Origin of the sequence: Streptomyces sp. NPDC058308, assembly GCF_042880275.1 — a bacterium.
GTDB lineage: Bacteria > Actinomycetota > Actinomycetes > Streptomycetales > Streptomycetaceae > Streptomyces.
Window position 1 is genome coordinate 43,165 of sequence record NZ_JBHVZA010000022.1, and the last position, 18,374, is coordinate 61,538.

The 18,374-nt window shown below is 72.5% G+C and carries 14 protein-coding genes; 10 read left to right on the plus strand and 4 right to left on the minus strand.

Going from position 1 to position 18,374, the window contains the following annotated elements; genetic code table 11:
* Positions 1-25 precede the first annotated feature (25 nt).
* Complete coding sequence (locus tag ACFVYL_RS26950; RefSeq protein ID WP_389720159.1) at positions 26-1,384, minus strand: SWIM zinc finger domain-containing protein; 1,359 nt, start codon at positions 1,382-1,384, stop codon at positions 26-28.
* A 153-nt stretch (positions 1,385-1,537) separates the two neighbouring features.
* Here ACFVYL_RS26950 and ACFVYL_RS26955 point away from each other — a divergent pair, with 153 nt between their 5' ends.
* The 5 genes from ACFVYL_RS26955 (at position 1,538) to sucD (ending at position 9,043) form a co-directional block, all read left to right on the plus strand.
* Positions 1,538-2,722: an AAA family ATPase gene (locus tag ACFVYL_RS26955; RefSeq protein ID WP_389720161.1), complete on the plus strand. Its 1,185-nt coding sequence runs from the start codon at positions 1,538-1,540 to the stop codon at positions 2,720-2,722.
* The gene (locus ACFVYL_RS26960) at positions 2,719-5,355 is read left to right on the plus strand and encodes a DUF5682 family protein (RefSeq protein WP_389720163.1); all 2,637 of its coding nucleotides are present in this window, start codon (positions 2,719-2,721) and stop codon (positions 5,353-5,355) included. Before ACFVYL_RS26955 ends, ACFVYL_RS26960 begins: the two co-directional genes overlap by 4 nt.
* A complete protein-coding gene (locus ACFVYL_RS26965) occupies positions 5,352-6,515 on the plus strand; it encodes a VWA domain-containing protein (protein WP_389720165.1) in 1,164 nt (387 codons plus the stop codon). Before ACFVYL_RS26960 ends, ACFVYL_RS26965 begins: the two co-directional genes overlap by 4 nt.
* A 443-nt stretch (positions 6,516-6,958) precedes the next feature.
* The gene (gene sucC, locus ACFVYL_RS26970; protein WP_389720167.1) at positions 6,959-8,137 is read left to right on the plus strand and encodes an ADP-forming succinate--CoA ligase subunit beta; all 1,179 of its coding nucleotides are present in this window, start codon (positions 6,959-6,961) and stop codon (positions 8,135-8,137) included.
* A 21-nt stretch (positions 8,138-8,158) separates the two neighbouring features.
* Positions 8,159-9,043 carry a succinate--CoA ligase subunit alpha gene (gene sucD, locus ACFVYL_RS26975; RefSeq protein WP_389720169.1) on the plus strand — a complete coding sequence of 295 codons (885 nt, stop codon included), beginning with the start codon at positions 8,159-8,161 and terminating at the stop codon, positions 9,041-9,043.
* Positions 9,044-9,351: 308 nt separating this feature from the next.
* Here sucD and ACFVYL_RS26980 read toward each other — a convergent pair whose 3' ends face one another.
* The gene (locus ACFVYL_RS26980; protein WP_389720171.1) at positions 9,352-10,560 is read right to left on the minus strand and encodes a helix-turn-helix domain-containing protein; all 1,209 of its coding nucleotides are present in this window, start codon (positions 10,558-10,560) and stop codon (positions 9,352-9,354) included.
* Between the two features lie 155 nt (positions 10,561-10,715).
* On the opposite strand from ACFVYL_RS26980, the gene ACFVYL_RS26985 reads away from it, so the two are divergent.
* Entirely contained in the window at positions 10,716-12,443 is a 1,728-nt protein-coding gene (locus tag ACFVYL_RS26985; protein WP_389720337.1) for a DUF6350 family protein, read from the plus strand.
* A gap of 27 nt (positions 12,444-12,470) precedes the next feature.
* Here the strand turns inward: ACFVYL_RS26985 and ACFVYL_RS26990 are convergent, their stop codons facing one another.
* Entirely contained in the window at positions 12,471-13,301 is an 831-nt protein-coding gene (locus tag ACFVYL_RS26990) for a hypothetical protein (RefSeq protein ID WP_389720172.1), read from the minus strand.
* Between the two features lie 308 nt (positions 13,302-13,609).
* On the opposite strand from ACFVYL_RS26990, the gene purN reads away from it, so the two are divergent.
* Complete coding sequence (purN, locus tag ACFVYL_RS26995; protein WP_389720174.1) at positions 13,610-14,248, plus strand: phosphoribosylglycinamide formyltransferase; 639 nt, start codon at positions 13,610-13,612, stop codon at positions 14,246-14,248.
* A complete protein-coding gene (gene purH / locus ACFVYL_RS27000; protein WP_389720176.1) occupies positions 14,245-15,822 on the plus strand; it encodes a bifunctional phosphoribosylaminoimidazolecarboxamide formyltransferase/IMP cyclohydrolase in 1,578 nt (525 codons plus the stop codon). The genes purN and purH overlap by 4 nt, the downstream gene beginning before the upstream one ends.
* A gap of 90 nt (positions 15,823-15,912) precedes the next feature.
* Here the strand turns inward: purH and ACFVYL_RS27005 are convergent, their stop codons facing one another.
* Positions 15,913-16,542, minus strand: coding sequence for a hypothetical protein (locus ACFVYL_RS27005; RefSeq protein WP_389720177.1), 630 nt, complete (start codon positions 16,540-16,542; stop codon positions 15,913-15,915).
* Between the two features lie 255 nt (positions 16,543-16,797).
* Between ACFVYL_RS27005 and ACFVYL_RS27010 the strand changes: the two genes are divergently transcribed.
* Together ACFVYL_RS27010 and ACFVYL_RS27015 are read left to right on the plus strand one after the other, a co-directional pair.
* On the plus strand, positions 16,798-17,652 hold the full coding sequence (locus tag ACFVYL_RS27010; RefSeq protein WP_389720179.1) for a bifunctional methylenetetrahydrofolate dehydrogenase/methenyltetrahydrofolate cyclohydrolase: 855 nt from the start codon (positions 16,798-16,800) through the stop codon (positions 17,650-17,652).
* 19 nt (positions 17,653-17,671) lie between these two features.
* Positions 17,672-18,199 (plus strand): DUF3017 domain-containing protein, encoded by a 528-nt coding sequence (locus ACFVYL_RS27015; protein WP_389720180.1) that lies wholly within the window; start codon positions 17,672-17,674, stop codon positions 18,197-18,199.
* Positions 18,200-18,374 lie beyond the last annotated feature (175 nt).

Genomic DNA, 18,374 nt, shown 5'->3' on the forward strand with positions numbered 1-18,374 from the left:
TGTGCGTCCTTCTGCTGTCCGTCGGTCAGCACAGCGGCACCGTCTCTCCTGAGTCCTGCGGCCAGGCCGCCAGCGGGGTGAAGCCCTCGTGCCCGCACTCACCGAACACGGTCAGCGGTGCGCCTCCGGAGACGGCGACCATGCGCCACAGGCCCGGACTCGACACGGCGGACGGCGTCAGGGGCAGCGCGGAGCCGCCGTCGACGTCGGCCAGTTGCCAGGCCCGGGCCCCCTCGGCCCGGGTCGGTACGACGTCGGCGAGGGTCACCGGCCACGACTCGACCCAGGGGTCGCCGCGCAGCGCCTCGCCGTAGCGGGCGGCGGCCTCGTCCGTCCGTACGCCCGGCGGACGGTGCGTGGTGGGCACCGGAGCCGTGAACTGTTCGCCCAGGTCCACGCGCAGCTGTCCCGCGCCCGGATAGGCGGTCACCTCGGCATCGAGGGCGAGGCCCACGGGCAGGGCGAGGGCGGGTGCGCGGCCCGCCGCTCCGTACGCGAGGAGGAGTGCGGGGCGGCGGGACTCCGTGCCGTACAGCCAGATGCGGCGGGTGGTGAGCCGGCTGTCCGCCGTGTCGTACTGCGCGAGGACCAGCCAGCGGTCGCGCACCGGTGGGCCCTCCGGCTGGGCGGGCAGGCCCATGCGGGAGCGGACGGTCGCCGCCAGTTCGTCCGGCAGCCGGTCGCGGTGGAGCCAGCCCTGGTCGAGGAGGTGGAGCAGTGCGCACTCCTCCAGGAGGCGCACCGGCCAGCCGGGCCCGGACGCGGGTATCGCCCCCAGCTCCCGCACTCGCGCGGCGAGGCCCGGTGCCTGGGCGTCGACCATGCGGGCCGCCGTCTCCTCCCACAAGCCGTACCCCGCCTGCTCGGCCGTCGCGGTGCCGCTACGGAGCAGGTCGGACAGGCGCTGCTCCAGCTCCGTCGCCCCCGCGGTGATCCGCTCGGCCCGCTTCTCCGCCCTTCTGCGCGCGGCCCCGGGGTCAGCCGGGGCGGCGGGCTCGGTGGCCGGGCTCCGCCTGGTCTCCGCTCTCGTGCGGCGTGCGGCCAGCCACTCCCCGGCCCACGCCGGCGGCTCGCCGTTCTCCGGAACCGTGCCGTCCGCTCCCGCCCAGACCAGCAGCAGCCCCAGCGCGTGCTTGCACGGGAACTTGCGGCTCGGACAACTGCACTTGTACGCAGGACCCGCCGGGTCCGCGATGTCGACGACCGTCTGATACGGCTTGCTGCCACTTCCCTTGCACAGCCCCCACACCGTCCCCTCGCCAGAACTGCCCGCCTCCGACCATGGGCCGGCGACGCCGAGTTTGCTTCCCGCCTTGCGTGACGGGGCGTCAGGAGCCAGTGCCAGCACCTGATCCGCCGTCCAGCGCACCCCCTGCTGAGTCATGTCTCGAAGGTAGGCGCCGCCACTGACAATCAGCGCCGCGCCGCGTATCAGGGCAGGTCAGAGCCGTGCGAAGGTCGATTGTCAGTGGCGTGGTGCACGGTGGAGACATCTCCGGGCCAGATGCGTCCGGACGAGCTGGAGGGGGATCGCTCCATGACCGTTTCCGTCGACTCGACGACGTCCGCGACCGCGCGTCGGCCCGCGCCCGCAACCGGTTTCGCGCCCGCAACCGGTTCCGCGCCCGGCTCCACCGACGGCGCGCAGGTCCTGCGGCCGCACGCCGAGGACGCCTTCGCCGCCGAACTGACCGCGCTCGCCGCGCAGGACGACCGGCCGAGGCCGCGGCGGTGGAAGCTCTCGCCGTGGGCCGTCGCGACGTACCTGCTCGGCGGCACCCTGCCCGACGGCACGGTGATCACCCCGAAGTACGTGGGACCGCGCCGCATCGTCGAGGTCGCCGTCACCACGCTCGCCACCGACCGCGCCCTGCTGCTGCTCGGCGTGCCGGGCACCGCCAAGACCTGGGTGTCCGAGCACCTCGCCGCCGCGGTCAGCGGCGACTCGACCCTGCTCGTGCAGGGCACGGCGGGCACACCGGAGGAGGCCATCCGGTACGGCTGGAACTACGCCCAGCTGCTCGCGCACGGCCCCAGCCGCGACGCGCTCGTGCCCAGCCCCGTCATGCGGGCGATGGCTGAGGGCATGACGGCGCGCGTCGAGGAGCTGACCCGCATCCCGGCCGACGTGCAGGACACACTGATCACGATCCTGTCGGAAAAGACGCTGCCGATCCCGGAGTTGGGGCAGGAGGTGCAGGCCGTCGGCGGCTTCAGCCTCATTGCCACGGCCAACGACCGCGACCGCGGGGTCAACGACCTGTCGAGCGCCCTGCGCCGCCGCTTCAACACCGTCGTCCTGCCGCTGCCCGAGAGCGCCGAAGCCGAGGTCGACATCGTCTCGCGCCGCGTCGACCAGATCGGCCGCTCCCTCGACCTGCCGACGGGCCCGGAAGGCATCGACGAGATACGCCGTGTCGTCACCGTCTTCCGTGAACTGCGCGACGGCGTCACGGCGGACGGCCGTACGAAGGTGAAGTCGCCCAGCGGCACCCTGTCCACGGCTGAGGCCATCTCCGTCGTCACCAACGGCCTCGCGCTGGCTGCCCACTTCGGGGACGGCGTGCTGCGCCCCGGAGACGTGGCGGCCGGCATCCTCGGCGCGGTCGTGCGCGACCCGGCGGCGGACCGCGTGATCTGGCAGGAGTACCTGGAGACGGTCGTGCGGGAGCGGGACGGCTGGAAGGACTTCTACCGCGCGTGCCGCGAGGTGAGCGCATGACGAGCGAGAACGCGAGCGTGACCGTGGACGCAACCGCAACCGCAACCGCAACCGCAACCGCGACCGTGGACGCGAGTACGCGTGTGCGTACCGGTACGGGCGGAAGTGCGCGCACGCGGGAACCGCTGCTGCTCGGCGTGCGGCACCACGGGCCGGGCTCCGCGCGTGCCGTACGGGCCGCACTCGACGAGGCGGGGCCCGCCGTCGTCCTCATCGAGGGCCCTCCGGAGGCGGACGCGCTGGTGGGGCTCGCCGCCGACGAGGGGATGCGGCCCCCCGTCGCGCTGCTCGCGCACGTGGTGGACGAGCCGGGCCGCTCGGCGTTCTGGCCGCTCGCGGAGTTCTCCCCGGAGTGGGTCGCCATCCGGTGGGCCCTCGGGCAGCGGGTGCCGGTGCGCTTCATCGACCTCCCGGCGGCACACTCGCTCGCCCTGCGCGCCGAGGACGACGGCGAGCAGCACCCCGACGCCGGGAGCGACGTGCGGATCGACCCCGTCGCCGTCCTCGCGGGGACCGCGGGGTACGACGACCCCGAGCGCTGGTGGGAGGACGTCGTCGAGCACCGGGGAGCGTCCGGCGACGCGTTCGCGCCGTTCGATGCGCTGGGCGAGGCGATGGCAGCCCTGCGCGAGGCCTACGGAGACGGCGGGCACGGCCGTGACCCGGTGCGCGAGGCGTACATGAGGCTCCAGACGCGGGCCGCGGCAAAGGAGTTCGGGCCGGAGCGGGTCGCCGTCGTGTGCGGGGCCTGGCACGTTCCGGCGGTGCGCCGGAAGACCACCGTCGCCGCCGACCGGGCGCTGCTCAAGGGGCTGCCCAAGGTGAAGGCCGAGATGACGTGGGTGCCCTGGACCCACCGCCGCCTCTCCCGCGCCAGCGGGTACGGCGCCGGGATCGCCTCCCCCGGGTGGTACGGCCATCTGTTCGCCGCCCCCGACCGCCCCCTCGAACGCTGGATGACGAAGGTCGCGGGGCTGCTGCGCGACGAGGACCGGCTCGTCTCGTCCGCGCACGTCATCGAAGCGGTGCGGCTCGCCGACACGCTCGCCGCGATGCGGGGGCGGCCGCTGGCCGGGCTCACCGAGACGACCGACGCGGTGCGGGCGGTGATGTGCGAGGGCTCCGACGTGCCGCTCGCCCTGGTGCACGACAAGCTCGTCGTCGGGGACGTGCTGGGCGAGGTGCCCGAGGCCGCGCCCGCGGTCCCGCTGCAGCGCGACCTCACCCGGCTCCAGCGCAGGCTGCGCCTCAAACCGGAGGCACTTGAGCGTGACCTGGAGCTCGACCTCCGCAAGGAGACCGACGCGGCGCGCAGCAGGCTCCTGCACCGGCTGCGGCTGCTCGGCATCGGCTGGGGCGAGCCCGTGGTGTCCCGGGGGAGCACCGGGACCTTCCGCGAGACCTGGCGGCTGCGGTGGGAGCCGGAGCTGTCCGTGCGGGTCGCGGAGGCGGGGGTCTGGGGGACCACGGTTCTCGGGGCGGCCACCGGCAAGGCCTCGTCCGACGCGGTCGAGGCGGGGACCCTCGCCGCTGTCACCGCGCTCGCCGAGCGGTGTCTGCTGGCGGAGCTGCCGGACGCGTCGCGCGTGGTGATGCGGGTGCTCGCGGACCGGGCGGCGCTGGACACGGATGTCGGGCACCTCGCGCAGGCCCTGCCCGCACTCGTGCGGTCCCTCCGGTACGGGGACGTCCGCGGGACCGGTACGGAGGCTCTCGGCGAAGTGGCCCTCGGGCTCGCCGAGCGGATCTTCGTGGGGCTGCCGCCCGCCTGCGCGGGGCTGGACGCGGAGGCGGCCCTGGAGATGCGGGGGCACGTCGACGCCGTGCACCAGGCGGTGGGCCTGCTGGGGGATTTGACGCCGCCGTCTCCGCCGTCTCCGCCGTCTCCGCCGTCTCCGTCGTCGTCCGGTACGTCCGGCACCGCCGCGGCCCGGGGTGTGCGGAGCCGGTGGATCTCCGTGCTGCGCGTGCTCGCCCGGCGGGAGGGGGTCGCCGGGGTGGTACGGGGGCGGGCTGTGCGGCTGCTGCTGGACGGCGGGGAGCTGGGGGACGAGGACGTGGCCCGGCTCATGGGCCTTGCGCTCTCCCGGGGTGGCGCACCCGCCGAAGGGGCCGCCTGGATCGAGGGGTTCGTCGGGGGCGGTACCGGCGGCGGAATGCTGCTGGTGCACGACGAGCGGCTGCTCGGCCTGGTCGACGCGTGGCTGTGCGGGGTGTCGGACGGCGCCTTCACCGACGTACTGCCACTGCTGCGGCGCACCTTCTCGGCGTACGAACCAGGAGTGCGGCGGACGTTGGGCGAGCTGGTGCGGCGCGGGCCCGCGGCCGGGGCCGTCGCGGGCGGCGGTGCGGCGGCCGGCGTACCCGGCTTCGCCGAGGAGATCGACTCCGCGCGCGCGGACGCCGTCGTGCCGGTCGTGCACCTGCTGCTCGGCCTCCCGGCGGCGCCTGAACCAGGGGCGCGGCCGGAGACGGGCGCCGGGATCGGGACCGGCGGGTTCGGAACCGGCGGGTTCGGGACCGGCGGAATGCGGACCGGTGGCATGGAGACCGGCGAAAAAATGCAGACCGGTGGCATGCAGACCGGCGGCACGGGGACAGGCGGCAACGGGCTTGTGGGGGTGGCGGGATGACCGGCTCGACCGAGGAGCGGCTGCGGCGGTGGCGGCTCGTGCTGGGCGGCGACAGCGCCGACGGGACGGGCTGCGCGCTCGCCGGGCGGGACGCGGCGATGGACGGGGCGCTGACCGCGCTCTACGGAGGAGGGGGTGAGAAGGACAGCCGGGGGCGGGACCGCTCCGCAGGGCTCGGGGCGTCGGCGCCCTCCGTGGCGCGTTGGCTCGGGGACATCCGTACGTACTTCCCCTCGTCCGTCGTCCAGGTCATGCAGCGCGACGCGATCGACCGCCTAGGGCTCTCCGCGCTGCTCCTGGAGCCCGAGATGCTGGAGGCCGTCGAGGCGGACGTGCACCTGGTGGGGACGCTGCTGTCGCTGAACAAGGCCATGCCGGAGACGACCAAGGAGACCGCGCGCGCCGTCGTGCGCAAGGTCGTCGAGGACCTGGAGAAGCGGCTCGCGACACGGACCCGCTCCACGCTCACCGGCGCCCTCGACCGCAGCGCCCGCGTCAGCAGACCGCGCCACCACGACATCGACTGGAACCGCACGATCGCGGTCAACCTCAAGAACTACCTGCCGGAGCACCGGACGATCGTCCCCGAGCGCCTCATCGGGTACGGGCGGGCGTCCCGGTCGGTGAAGAAGGACGTCATCCTCTGCATCGACCAGTCCGGCTCGATGGCGGCGTCCGTGGTCTACGCCTCGGTGTTCGGCGCCGTCCTCGGTTCCATGCGCTCGCTCGACACCCGGCTCGTCGTCTTCGACACGAACGTCGTCGACCTCACCGATCAGCTCGACGACCCGGTCGACGTCCTCTTCGGCACGCAGCTGGGCGGCGGCACCGACATCAACCGCGCCCTCGCGTACTGCCAGTCGCAGATCAGCCGCCCCGCCGACACGGTCGTCGTCCTCATCAGCGACCTCTACGAAGGAGGCATACGGGACGAGATGCTGAAGCGGGTCGCGGCGATGAAGGCGTCCGGAGTGCAGTTCGTGACGCTGCTCGCGCTCTCCGACGAGGGGACGCCCGCGTACGACCGCGAGCACGCCGCCGCGCTGGCCGCCCTGGACGCGCCGGCCTTCGCCTGCACCCCGGACCTCTTCCCCGAGGTGATGGCCGCGGCGATCGAGAAGCGGCCGCTCCCTCTACCGGACACGACGACCGGGACGTGATGACCGGAACACCATGACGGGACGGAGGGGAACACCATGAGGGGAAGGAGGCGAACACCATGAGGAGAAGGAGGGGGGAACACCATAAGGAGAAGGAGGGGGGAACACCATGTGGGAACCACGGTGACCCGGTCGCGGGAGCAATCAGAGCAAACAGGCGGCCTCCGACGCCACAGGGGCCGCCCGGCCACCACCGCGGCCGCGGGTTTTGCCGCGGTGACCACGCGATCTGTGACCGTCATCACCGCCCAAATGTGATCTGTGATTTAGGGACCTACGTCCTGCGGCGATAACCTGCGAGACGGACATGCCGCGTATTGGACTCCGTCCTACGCCTCCCTTGTGACAGCGCAGTCACGTTGCCCTCCGCGGCACGCCCATGCAGACAGCTGACACCAAAGCAGCGAGATCGCAGCGAGATCACGGATAAGGGACGGACGCGCGTGGACCTGTTCGAGTACCAGGCGAGGGACCTCTTCGCCAAGCACGGTGTACCGGTGCTGGCCGGTGAAGTCATCGACACGCCTGAGGCGGCGCGCGAGGCCACCGAGCGACTGGGCGGCAAGTCGGTCGTCAAGGCGCAGGTGAAGGTCGGTGGCCGCGGCAAGGCCGGCGGCGTGAAGCTGGCGGCGAACCCGGACGAGGCCGTCGCTCGCGCGACGGACATCCTCGGCATGGACATCAAGGGCCACACGGTCCACAAGGTGATGATCGCCGAGCTGTCTCCGGAGATCGAGGCGGAGTACTACGTCTCGTACCTCCTCGACCGCACCAACCGCACCTTCCTGGCCATGGCGTCGGTGCAGGGTGGCATGGACATCGAGGAGGTCGCGGAGAAGACCCCCGAGGCCCTCGCGAAGGTCCCGGTCAACGCCGTCGAGGGCGTGAACATCGAGAAGGCCCGCGAGATCGTGGCCCAGGCGAAGTTCCCGGCCGAGGTGGCCGAGGGTGTCGCCGAGGCGATGGTGACCCTGTGGGACACCTTCGTCGCCGAGGACGCGCTCCTCGTCGAGGTCAACCCGCTGGTGAAGACCAAGGACGGCCGCATTCTGGCCCTGGACGGCAAGGTCTCGCTCGACGAGAACGCCGACTTCCGCCAGGCCGACCACGAGGCTCTTGAGGACAAGGCCGCAGCCAACCCGCTCGAGGCTGCCGCCAAGGCCAAGAACCTCAACTACGTCAAGCTCGACGGCGAGGTCGGCATCATCGGCAACGGCGCGGGTCTCGTCATGAGCACCCTCGACGTCGTCGCGTACGCCGGTGAGGCGCACGGCGGCGTGAAGCCCGCCAACTTCCTCGACATCGGTGGCGGCGCCTCCGCCGAGGTCATGGCGAACGGCCTGGAGATCATCCTCGGCGACTCGGACGTCAAGTCCGTCTTCGTCAACGTCTTCGGTGGCATCACCGCGTGCGACGAGGTCGCCAACGGCATCGTGCAGGCCCTGGAACTGCTCGCCTCCAAGGGCGAGAAGGTCGAGAAGCCGCTGGTCGTGCGCCTCGACGGCAACAACGCGGAGCTGGGTCGCAAGATCCTGAGCGACGCCAACCACCCGCTCGTGCAGCGTGTGGACACCATGGACGGCGCGGCCGACAAGGCCGCCGAGCTCGCGGCCGCGAAGTAAGGGACGAGGGACAGAACAGCCATGGCTATCTTCCTCAACAAGGACAGCAAGGTCATCGTCCAGGGCATGACCGGTGCCACGGGCATGAAGCACACCAAGCTCATGCTGGGTGACGGCACCAACATCGTCGGCGGCGTGAACCCGCGCAAGGCCGGCACCTCCGTCGACTTCGACGGCACCGAGGTCCCGGTCTTCGGCTCCGTCAAGGAGGCCATGGAGAAGACGGGCGCCAACGTGTCCGTCCTCTTCGTGCCGCCGGCCTTCTCCAAGGCCGCCGTCGTCGAGGCGATCGACGCCGAGATCCCCCTCGCCGTCGTCATCACCGAGGGCATCGCCGTCCACGACTCCGCCGCCTTCTGGGCGTACGCGAAGTCGAAGGGCAACAAGACCCGCATCATCGGCCCGAACTGCCCCGGTCTCATCACCCCGGGCCAGTCGAACGCCGGCATCATCCCGGGCGACATCACGAAGCCGGGCCGCATCGGCCTGGTCTCGAAGTCCGGCACGCTGACGTACCAGATGATGTACGAGCTCCGTGACATCGGCTTCTCCTCGGCCGTCGGCATCGGTGGCGACCCCGTCATCGGTACGACGCACATCGACGCCCTGGAGGCGTTCGAGGCCGACCCCGAGACCGACCTGATCGTCATGATCGGCGAGATCGGCGGCGACGCGGAGGAGCGCGCGGCGGACTACATCAAGGCCAACGTGACGAAGCCGGTCGTCGGCTACGTCGCCGGCTTCACCGCGCCCGAGGGCAAGACCATGGGCCACGCCGGCGCCATCGTCTCGGGCTCCTCCGGTACGGCGCAGGCCAAGAAGGAAGCGCTTGAGGCTGCGGGCGTCAAGGTCGGCAAGACGCCGACGGAGACGGCTAAGCTTGCGCGGGCGATCCTCGCGGGCTGAGGTTGCCTTAGCAGTTCTTTTGAAGTGGGCCCGCACCTTTGGCCAGGTGCGGGCCCACTTTTGCGCTTGCGCTTGCGCTTGCGTTTGTGTGCGGGGCGGTGGGGGTGGGCGTTTTCTTGCGCAGTTCCCCGCGCCCCTAGGGGTGATGCCGTCGGTTCCCTGGCTGCGGGCGCGCGCTGGCTTGTCGCGCAGTTCCCCGCGCCCCTGGGGGTGATGGCCGTCGGTTCCCTGGCTGCGGGCGCGTGCTGGCTTGTCGCGCAGTTCCCCGCGCCCCTGGGGCTGCGCCCCGGGGGCCAGCCCTTGCGCGGTCATTCCGTGCTGGGGGTCAGTTTGTTGGGGCCCGTTGTGAGTTCTGTGCGGAGTTTGGTGCGGAGGGTCTGGTCCTCCTGGGAGAAGGGGCCCGGGCCCATGTGCGGGGGGACGCCGCTGATGGCCCGGCCGGGGGCCTGTGGGGGCTCGTACTGCGTGGGGGCGTGCCGCAGGGTCAGGGCCGTCGCGCCGACGATCAGGGTCGTGAAGGCGATCGCCGCGCGCGTCCAGAACCGGGCGCGGTACTCGCTGCCCGTACGGATGCGCTCCGCCTTGGGGAGCCGCAGCCTCTCGCCCCTGCCGGTCTCGTCCAGGCGCCGGTGCAGTTCCTCGGGGTCGGCCAGGTCGGGCAGCCGCTCGGAGATGGTCTCGCGCGCGTTCAGCAGGCGGTACGCGGTGGCGGGCGTGCTCGCCTCCGTCTCGGCCGCGGTCTCGGGCAGGTCGAGGCCGACGCCGTCGTAGAGCATCAGGGCGCGGCGCTGCGCGGGCGGCAGGCTCAGGAGCACGTCGAGGAAGGCGCGGTCGTCCTCGGTCGAGGGCGGCGCGTCCGGGCCGCGTCGGCCGGGGCGGAAGCGGTGCCAGGGAGCCATCGCGTACTCGTACGCCGCCGCGCGCACCCAGCCTGCCGGATCCCGGTCGACCGCCACCTCGGGCCAGCGCTGCCACGCCAGCTGGAAGGCGCGCTCCACCGACTCCTGGGCGAGATCCCGCCGCCCGGTGAGCAGGTACGCCTGGCGTACGAGGCCGGGGGCGCACTGTGCGCAGAGGGTGTCGAACGCCTCGGCGGGAGTAAAGGCGGGGGCGGCTGGGGTGGAGTCGTGGGGTCCGGCGGGCTCGGGCACGGTCGTCGCCGGGGCCGGTTGCGGCCTCGACCGCGACGTCCCGCCGTCGGTGGGCCGTGCCCACCTCGGCACCCGCCCTCGTTCGGGCGGGGTCTTCTTCTGCTCCCAGGCCTTCTGCTCCCGGGTCTTCTGATCCTGGGTCTTCTGCTCCCGGGTCTTCTCTTCCTCGGCCGCCGCGCTCAGGAACTTCCCGTACGCCTCACGCTTGCGGCCCCGCGGGGTCGTGCGGCCCGTCTCCCACGAGCGCACGGTTTCGCGTGTGACGCCGATCCTCGCCGCGAGGTCGGCCTGGCTCAGCGACTTCGCCTCGCGCAGCCTGCGGCGTTCCTTGGGGGACGGCAGAGGCGTGGCAGGGCTCTGGGGCATGTCGGAATCTCCGCACCGTGGGCCGACGTACGGCGGGGGACCGGGCACGGCCGACCCGCTGTACGAAAAAAGTACATAAACGTATATTGGGCGACACATCCGGTATTCGCCTGTTACGAGAAGAAAGCGCGTGTCGTTGGGACCATGGCCGCGTGATGCAGACGACCGACCCTCACGCCTCGTTGCCCCCCGTGGAGCCGCAGCGCGAACCGGCCCACGATCGTCCGGCAGGGCTGGCCACCTGCATGCTGGGCGGAGCCGTCGCCGCAGGCCTGGGGCTCGGCTCGTTCGCCGTCCTGGTGATGATGCTGTGGATCACCTCTCCGTACCCGGACAGCGGCCCCTCGGGTGCCCTGCACGTCGCGGCCGGGCTGTGGCTCCTTGCCCACGGCACGGAGCTGATCAGAACGGACACGCTCACCGGGGCGGCCGCGCCGGTCGGCGTGGCACCGCTGCTCCTCGTCGTCCTGCCCGGCTGGCTGCTGCACCGGGCCGCGCGGGACGCGGCGGCGCCGACGGGGATTGGGCACGTGGTGCGGACCGCGTGGAGCGGGGTGGTGGCCGGGTATCTGCTGGTCGCCGCGGCCGCCGCGCTGTACGCGACCGGCGGTGAGCTGCGGCCCGACTGGGTCAGCGCGGCCGTGCGCGTGCCGCTCCTCGCGGCGGGTGCGGCCGCGTTCGGGGTGTGGACCGCGCGGGGCCGCCCGCACGGGCCGCTGCCGGCGTCCCTGGGACCGTCACTCGGACGCGCGCAGAGCGCACGGCCCGACGGGGCGCACGACGCGTTCGTGGGCGGCTTCGTCGTACGTCGCCGGGCGGTGGCCGTCGCACGGGCGGGCGCGGCGGGCGCTGCGGTGCTCGTCGGCGGCGGGGCGCTGCTCGTCGCGGTGTCGCTCGTGCTGCACGCCGGTCCTGTGCAGGCCTCCTTCGCCCAGCTCACCGACGTGTGGTCGGGGCGGCTCGCGGTGCTGCTGCTCGCCCTCGCGCTGGTGCCGAACGCCGCGGTGTGGGGCGCCTCCTACGCTCTCGGCCCCGGCTTCGCGCTCGGCACGGGAACGGTCGCGGGCCCCCTCGCCGCCGGGGCCGCGCCGTCCCTGCTGCCGTCCTTCCCGCTCCTTGCGGCGCTGCCGTCTGCGGGGCCCGGCACACCACTGACCTGGTCGGCCGCGGCGGTGCCCGTGGCGGCGGGGCTCGCGGTGGCGTGGTGCACGGCCCGGGCGGCGGCGCCCGCCTTCGGGGAGCGGGCCGAGGCGTGGTCGGCGGGGCGGACGGCCGCGGGGGCCGCGCTGGCGGCGGTGGTGTGCGCAGTGGTGACGGCGGGGCTCGCGGCGGTGGCGGGCGGGCCGATGGGGGTGGCGGTGCTCGCCGAGTTCGGGCCGGTGTGGTGGCAGGCGGGGGCGGCGGCGCTGGCCTGGACGGCGGCGGTCGGGGTGCCCATGGCGCTGGGCCTGCGGGCGTGGCGGCTGCGGGCGCCGTCCGGCAGGGAGCGGCGGGCGTGGCTGCGGCGGTTCGCGTTGCCCTCGCTGCGGGTGCCGCGGCCCCGGCTGCCGCGTCCTCGGATGCCGTGGGCGGGGGCCGGGGGCGGGCGGCTTCCATGGACCGGGCGGGCGGCTGCGGATGCCGTGGCGGTGGAAGCGGCGGAAGCGGTGGAAACGGTGGGTGCCGGGGCTGAGGATGTCCCGGCCGTGGATGACCTGCTTGTGGACGGCACGGCCCCGGAGCCGGAAGCGGCCGACGCACTCCCCGTACCGGAGGGACAGGTTGCACCGGCAGTACCGGCCGACCCGAACCCCCAAGAAGCCCCCTGGCACGACGACGCCGCCAGGGAAGCCCGCTGGAAAGCGCTGAAGGAGGCAGGCGAGCAGCGCCCGGATCTGCCCTGAACCGCCTCCCTCGAAAGGGAACAGCCCTTAGTCCTGCTCCCCCAGAAGCGGCCGCAGCGGCTTCGGCAGCTGGTCTTCGCAGGACTGCTTCGACACGTTGGTGAGCGCGTCGTCGACGCACGTGTAGTAGTCGCGGTACACGAGCTGCGCCGCGAACGTCGCCGCCACCATGATCAGCGCGAGTCCGCCCGTCACCAGGCCGCTGATCGCGGCCGTCGTCTGCGGGCGGGTGCTCGACGGGTCGGCCTGGGGCCGCTCGCCCGAGGCGGTCGCGGCCGCCGGACCCGCGGGGGACATGGGGGACGTGGCCGCCGCCGGAGCCGTCGGGTCCGGCGTGCGCGGCTTCGCGCGCAGCGACTGGACGGCCCACATCAGCGCGAGCGCGCCGAGCAGCAGCGCGAGGTAGCGCCAGCCGAACAGGGCGAAGAAGAAGCCCCACATGCCGGAGAGCAGGGCGTAGCGCGCGCGGCGCTGGGACGGGTCCGTCGGGTCCCAGCGCATGCCTGTGCCGCCCGGCCCCGAGCCCGGCCCCGAGGGGGTCTCGCGGTCGGGGGCGTTCTGCTGGCCGGGCCGTTCGCCGAAGCCGCCCTGCGAGCGGCCGGGCTGGCGGTCGCTCCACTGGCTGCCCCAGGGGGAGTCATGGTCCGGGCGGCCGTCCGGGGAACTGCCCGACGAACCGTCCGCGGAGTCGCCCGAGGGGTGGCGCGGCTGCCACGGCCGGTCCGGTGTCCCCTCCGGCGGCGGCGCGAAGGGGTTGTCGTCGTCCTTGCCCGTTCCCTGGGAGCCCGTGTCCCGGGGCTCCGGCCCCTGGGAGTCGGAGTCCTGCGGTGGAGACGAAGGGCGGCTACGGTCCGGCATCAGGTGTGCGTCTTCCCCTTGGTAGGGCCGTGGTGGAGCCGGTGTGCGGCTCGGCAACGCGGCGTTCGTCGGTATTCAGGCGCCTTTCCCACAGACGCTACCCTCCGCCCGCGCCCCCGTCCCGTGAGGGGCGGTTCCGTGTGCCGGTATCGTTGCTGGCGGTCGGCCGCTTCGTAGAGTTCCCCGTATCGCGGGGCTCGAAGCCTTCGTACGACCATACAAAGACGCACGTTCGAAGACGCATCCTCCAAGAATTCGAAGACGCATCCTCCGAGAAGAGGACGCATCCTCCGAGAAAGGGCCCCGCTGTGGCCAAGAGCGCTGTGGTCGCGCGCCCCAAGCGACTCGTCGTGCTGGTCTCCGGGTCGGGCACGAATCTGCAGGCCCTGATCGACACCATCCACGCCGAGGGCGCCGAGTCCTACGGGGCCGAGATCGTCGCGGTGGGCGCCGACCGCGACGGCATCGTGGGCTTGGAGCGCGCCGGGCGCGCCGGGCTCCCTACCTTCGTCTGCCGGGTGAAGGACCACGCGACCCGCGAGGAGTGGGACGCGGCGCTGGCCGAGGCGACCGCCGTGTACGAGCCCGACCTGGTCGTCTCGGCCGGGTTCATGAAGATCGTGGGGAAGGAGTTCCTCGCGCGCTTCGGCGGGCGGTTCGTGAACACGCACCCCGCGCTGCTGCCCAGTTTTCCGGGGGCCCACGGTGCGCGCGACGCGCTCGCGTACGGCGTGAAGGTCACCGGCTGCACCGTCCACTTCGTCGACGACGGCGTCGACACCGGCCCGATCATCGCCCAGGGCGTGGTCGAGGTCCGGGACGAGGACGACGAGAGCGCTCTGCACGAGCGCATCAAGGAAGTCGAGCGCACGCTGCTCGTCGATGTCGTGGGGCGTCTGGCCCGGCACGGCTACCGCATTGAGGGACGAAAGGTTCTTATCCCGTGACCGCCGAAGCTACGAACGCCCCCGAGGCGCAGCGCCCCATCAAGCGCGCGCTCGTCAGCGTCTACGACAAGACCGGTCTGGAGGACCTCGCGCGCGGGCTGCACGAGGCGGGCGTCGAGCTCGTCTCGACCGGCTCGACGGCCGCGAGGATCGCCGCCGCCGGGGTGCCCGTCACCAAGGTCGAGGAGCTCACCGGCTTCCCCGAGTGCCTGGACGGCCGCGTCAAGACGCTGCACCCGAAGGTCCACGCGGGTATCCTCGCCGACCTGCGCCTTGAGGACCACCGGCGCCAGCTCGCCGAGCTGGGCGTCGAGCCCTTCCAGCTCGTCGTCGTGAACCTGTACCCCTTCAAGGAGACCGTCGCCTCGGGGGCCACGCCCGACGAGTGCGTCGAGCAGATCGACATCGGCGGCCCCTCGATGGTCCGCGCCGCCGCCAAGAACCACCCCTCGGTCGCGGTCGTCACCGACCCGGAGCGCTACGCGGACGTCCTCGCGGCGGTCAGGGCGGGCGGCTTCGACCTGACCGCGCGCAAGCGGCTGGCAGGAGAAGCGTTCCGCCACACCGCCGCGTACGACGTGGCGGTGGCGGGCTGGTTCGCCGACGGGTACGCGGCCTCCGACGAGTCCGGCCACCCCGAGTTCCTCGGCGCCACCTACGAGCGCAAGAACGTCCTGCGCTACGGCGAGAACCCCCACCAGGGCGCCGCTCTCTACGTCGACGGCACGGGCGGCCTCGCCGAGGCCGAGCAGCTGCACGGCAAGGAGATGTCGTACAACAACTTCACGGACACGGACGCCGCGCGCCGTGCCGCGTACGACCACGACGAGCCCTGCGTCGCGATCATCAAGCACGCCAACCCGTGCGGCATCGCGATCGGCGCGAACGTCGCCGAGGCGCACCGCAAGGCGCACGCCTGCGACCCGCTCTCCGCGTTCGGCGGCGTCATCGCGGTGAACCGCCCGGTGAGCAAGGAGATGGCGGAGCAGGTCGCCGACATCTTCACCGAGGTCATCGTCGCGCCGGAGTACGAGGACGGCGCCCTCGAAGCCCTCACCAAGAAGAAGAACATCCGCGTGCTGCGCGCTCACCGGGCGCCGTCCAACGCCGTGGAGGTCAAGCAGATCGACGGCGGCGCGCTGCTCCAGGTCACCGACCGCCTTCAGGCCGAGGGCGACAACCCCGCCAACTGGACGCTCGCCACGGGCGACGCCCTGAACCCGGGCGAACTCGCCGAGCTGGCCTTCGCCTGGAAGGCGTCGCGCGCGGTCAAGTCCAACGCGATCCTGCTCGCCAAGGACGGCGCCTCGGTCGGCGTCGGCATGGGCCAGGTCAACCGCGTCGACTCCGCGAAGCTCGCCGTCGAGCGGGCGGGCGAGGAGCGGGCACGCGGTGCGTACGCCGCCTCCGACGCGTTCTTCCCCTTCCCCGACGGCCTGGAGATCCTGACCGCCGCGGGCGTCAAGGCCGTGGTGCAGCCGGGCGGTTCGGTCCGTGACGAGCTGGTCGTCGAGGCGGCCAAGAAGGCGGGCGTGACGATGTACTTCACGGGGACGCGGCACTTCTTCCACTGAGCGGCACCCGGCGTACGTACGACCGTGGCCGCGTCCTTCCTCCGGGAAGGCGCGGCCACGGTCGGTGCCCCGGGTGGGGAGCCAAGTCGCTCAGTAGCGCGGGCGGTTGAACCACGCGGCGCCCGAAGGGGCGATCATCGCCGCGGCCATGATTCCGCCGAAGCCGATCCAGAGCAGCGCCCAGACCAGCCCCACGGTGGTGTCGGCGTCGGCCGAACCGATCAGGATCAGCACCCCGAACAGGGCGCCGAGGATGCCGTACACCATGGTCGTGATGCGGATCCCCTGGCCACCCTTGGAGAACTTCACGCCGAGCGTGATCGACAGTGCGGCGAGCCCGAGGAAGAGCAGGGCGATGACCAGGATGATCGCGGCCGAGTCCTGCCCGAGGTCGGAGAACTCGTTGTCCCCGAACGTGTCGGATGCCGCATCCGAAGCGTCGCTGACCGTGGCCGCGCCGAAGATCGCGAAGATGCCGATGAGTATCTGCACCGCGGAGACGATGAACAGCAGCACACGGGCGGTCATCATCAGACCCGGCATCGACTGCTGCATCATGTTGCCGCCCGGGTACCCGGGATACGCGGGCTGCTGCGGGTAGCCGTAGGGCTGCTGGGGCGGCATGCCGGGCGGGCCCTGCTGGGGATAGCCGTACCCGGGAGCGGCCGGGGGCTGCTGGGGCGGCTGCCCGTAAGGGTTGTTCGGGTCGCCGTAACTCATGGCGGTCTTCCTCCGTCGGATGGTGCGGGGACGACGCGGCACATCACGGAGGAATGATCTACAGATGCGGTCCGTCCCCCCGACACTGCCCGCGGCACTGTGCCGCATATCGTTCTTTAGCCGTGGCTTATTTGTCCAGCCGCATTCCGTATGTGTTGTGCAAGTGCAACCTCGCTGATCAGCGGTGGGACGGCTGTTGCGCCGGGGGAGCGCCCTGATTGGTACCGGGCGGGTCTCATCCGGGAAGATGGAGCCATGACCGCCCAGATTCTCGATGGCAAGGCCACCGCAGCCGCGATCAAGTCCGAACTGACCGCCCGCGTGGCGGCCCTGAAGGAGAAGGGCGTCACGCCCGGACTCGGTACCGTCCTGGTCGGCGACGACCCGGGCAGCCAGAAGTACGTCGCGGGAAAGCACCGCGACTGCGCGCAGGTGGGGATCGCCTCCATTCAGCGCGAACTGCCCGCCACCGCCTCCCAGGAGGAGATCGAGGCAGTCGTCCGCGAGCTCAACGACGACCCCGCCTGCACCGGTTACATCGTCCAGCTCCCGCTCCCCAAGGGCATCGACGAGAACCGCGTCCTCGAACTCATGGACCCGGACAAGGACGCCGACGGGCTGCACCCGATGAACCTCGGCCGCCTCGTCCTGAACGAGCCGGCGCCGCTGCCCTGCACCCCGTACGGCATCATCCGGCTGCTCCGGGAGCACGACGTGGAGATCAAGGGCGCCGAGGTCGTCGTCGTCGGCCGCGGTGTGACCATCGGGCGGCCCATGCCGCTCCTTCTCACCCGCAAGTCCGAGAACGCCACGGTCACCCAGTGCCACACCGGCACCCGTGACCTCGCCGCTCACCTCAAGCGGGCGGACATCATCGTGGCCGCGGCGGGCGTGCCGCACCTGATCAAGCCCGAGGACGTGAAGCCGGGCGTCGCCGTCCTGGACGTGGGCGTCTCGCGCGACGAGAACGGCAAGATCGTCGGAGACGTCCACCCGGGCGTCGCCGAGGTCGCGGGCTGGATCTCCCCGAACCCGGGCGGCGTCGGCCCGATGACCCGCGCCCAGCTCCTGGTGAACGTCGTCGAGGCCGCGGAACGCGCCGCGCGCTGAACGGGAAAGAGGCGAGGCCATGAGCGCAGTACCTGACACGGGCGGCACCCAGGACGCTCCCGGGGCCGACGACGCCTCCGGCGCCGGGGACACTCCCGGGTCCGATGACGCTCCGCGGGCCAGGGGCGCGGTCAGCGCGCCGGGTCCCGACGGGCGGCCGCGGAAGGTGTCACGCCGCTTCCCGCTGTTCACGCGGGACACCGCGCGGCCCGAGGGCGGCGGCCGTGCCGCGGCCGGCGACGCCCCCGCACCGGCCCGGCAGTGGCCGCTGCTGAGCGTCGTCTCGACGGTCGGGCTCGGGCTGCTGCTCACCGCGTTCGACGTGTTCCGCGTCGGCACGATCGTGATCGGCGTCGCGCTCATCGGCGGCGCCGTGCTGCGCTGGGCGCTGCCCGACGTGGGCATGCTCGCGGTCCGCTCGCGCTTCACGGACATGGTCACGTACGGCGTGCTCGGCGTCGCCATCGTGCTCCTCGCGCTGATGGCGCAGCCCAAGCCGGTCCTTGAGATCCCGTTCCTGGACGACACGCTGCACTACACGATCTGACGCACGCGGTACGTGCTCGACGGTGGCCCGTCCTCCCCCGAGGGGACGGGCCACCGTCATGCGGACCGGGCGTCCCCCCCATGCGGCCGGTGCCGTGGTGCTGCTCCCAGAAGTTACGGGCGCCGCGCGGGCCCCGTCGTCACGCCCTGGGTGTAACTCCGGCTGCTCCCCGCGC

Coding starts and splice junctions, on each gene's coding strand:
- ACFVYL_RS26950 (WP_389720159.1), bottom strand. CDS start 1,384: ATGACTCAGCAGGGGGTGCGCTGGACGGCGGATCAGGTGCTGGCACTG.
- ACFVYL_RS26955 (WP_389720161.1), top strand. CDS start 1,538: ATGACCGTTTCCGTCGACTCGACGACGTCCGCGACCGCGCGTCGGCCC.
- ACFVYL_RS26960 (WP_389720163.1), top strand. CDS start 2,719: ATGACGAGCGAGAACGCGAGCGTGACCGTGGACGCAACCGCAACCGCA.
- ACFVYL_RS26965 (WP_389720165.1), top strand. CDS start 5,352: ATGACCGGCTCGACCGAGGAGCGGCTGCGGCGGTGGCGGCTCGTGCTG.
- sucD (WP_389720169.1), top strand. CDS start 8,159: ATGGCTATCTTCCTCAACAAGGACAGCAAGGTCATCGTCCAGGGCATG.
- ACFVYL_RS26980 (WP_389720171.1), bottom strand. CDS start 10,560: ATGCCCCAGAGCCCTGCCACGCCTCTGCCGTCCCCCAAGGAACGCCGC.
- ACFVYL_RS26985 (WP_389720337.1), top strand. CDS start 10,716: ATGCAGACGACCGACCCTCACGCCTCGTTGCCCCCCGTGGAGCCGCAG.
- ACFVYL_RS26990 (WP_389720172.1), bottom strand. CDS start 13,301: ATGCCGGACCGTAGCCGCCCTTCGTCTCCACCGCAGGACTCCGACTCC.
- ACFVYL_RS27005 (WP_389720177.1), bottom strand. CDS start 16,542: ATGAGTTACGGCGACCCGAACAACCCTTACGGGCAGCCGCCCCAGCAG.
- ACFVYL_RS27010 (WP_389720179.1), top strand. CDS start 16,798: ATGACCGCCCAGATTCTCGATGGCAAGGCCACCGCAGCCGCGATCAAG.
- ACFVYL_RS27015 (WP_389720180.1), top strand. CDS start 17,672: ATGAGCGCAGTACCTGACACGGGCGGCACCCAGGACGCTCCCGGGGCC.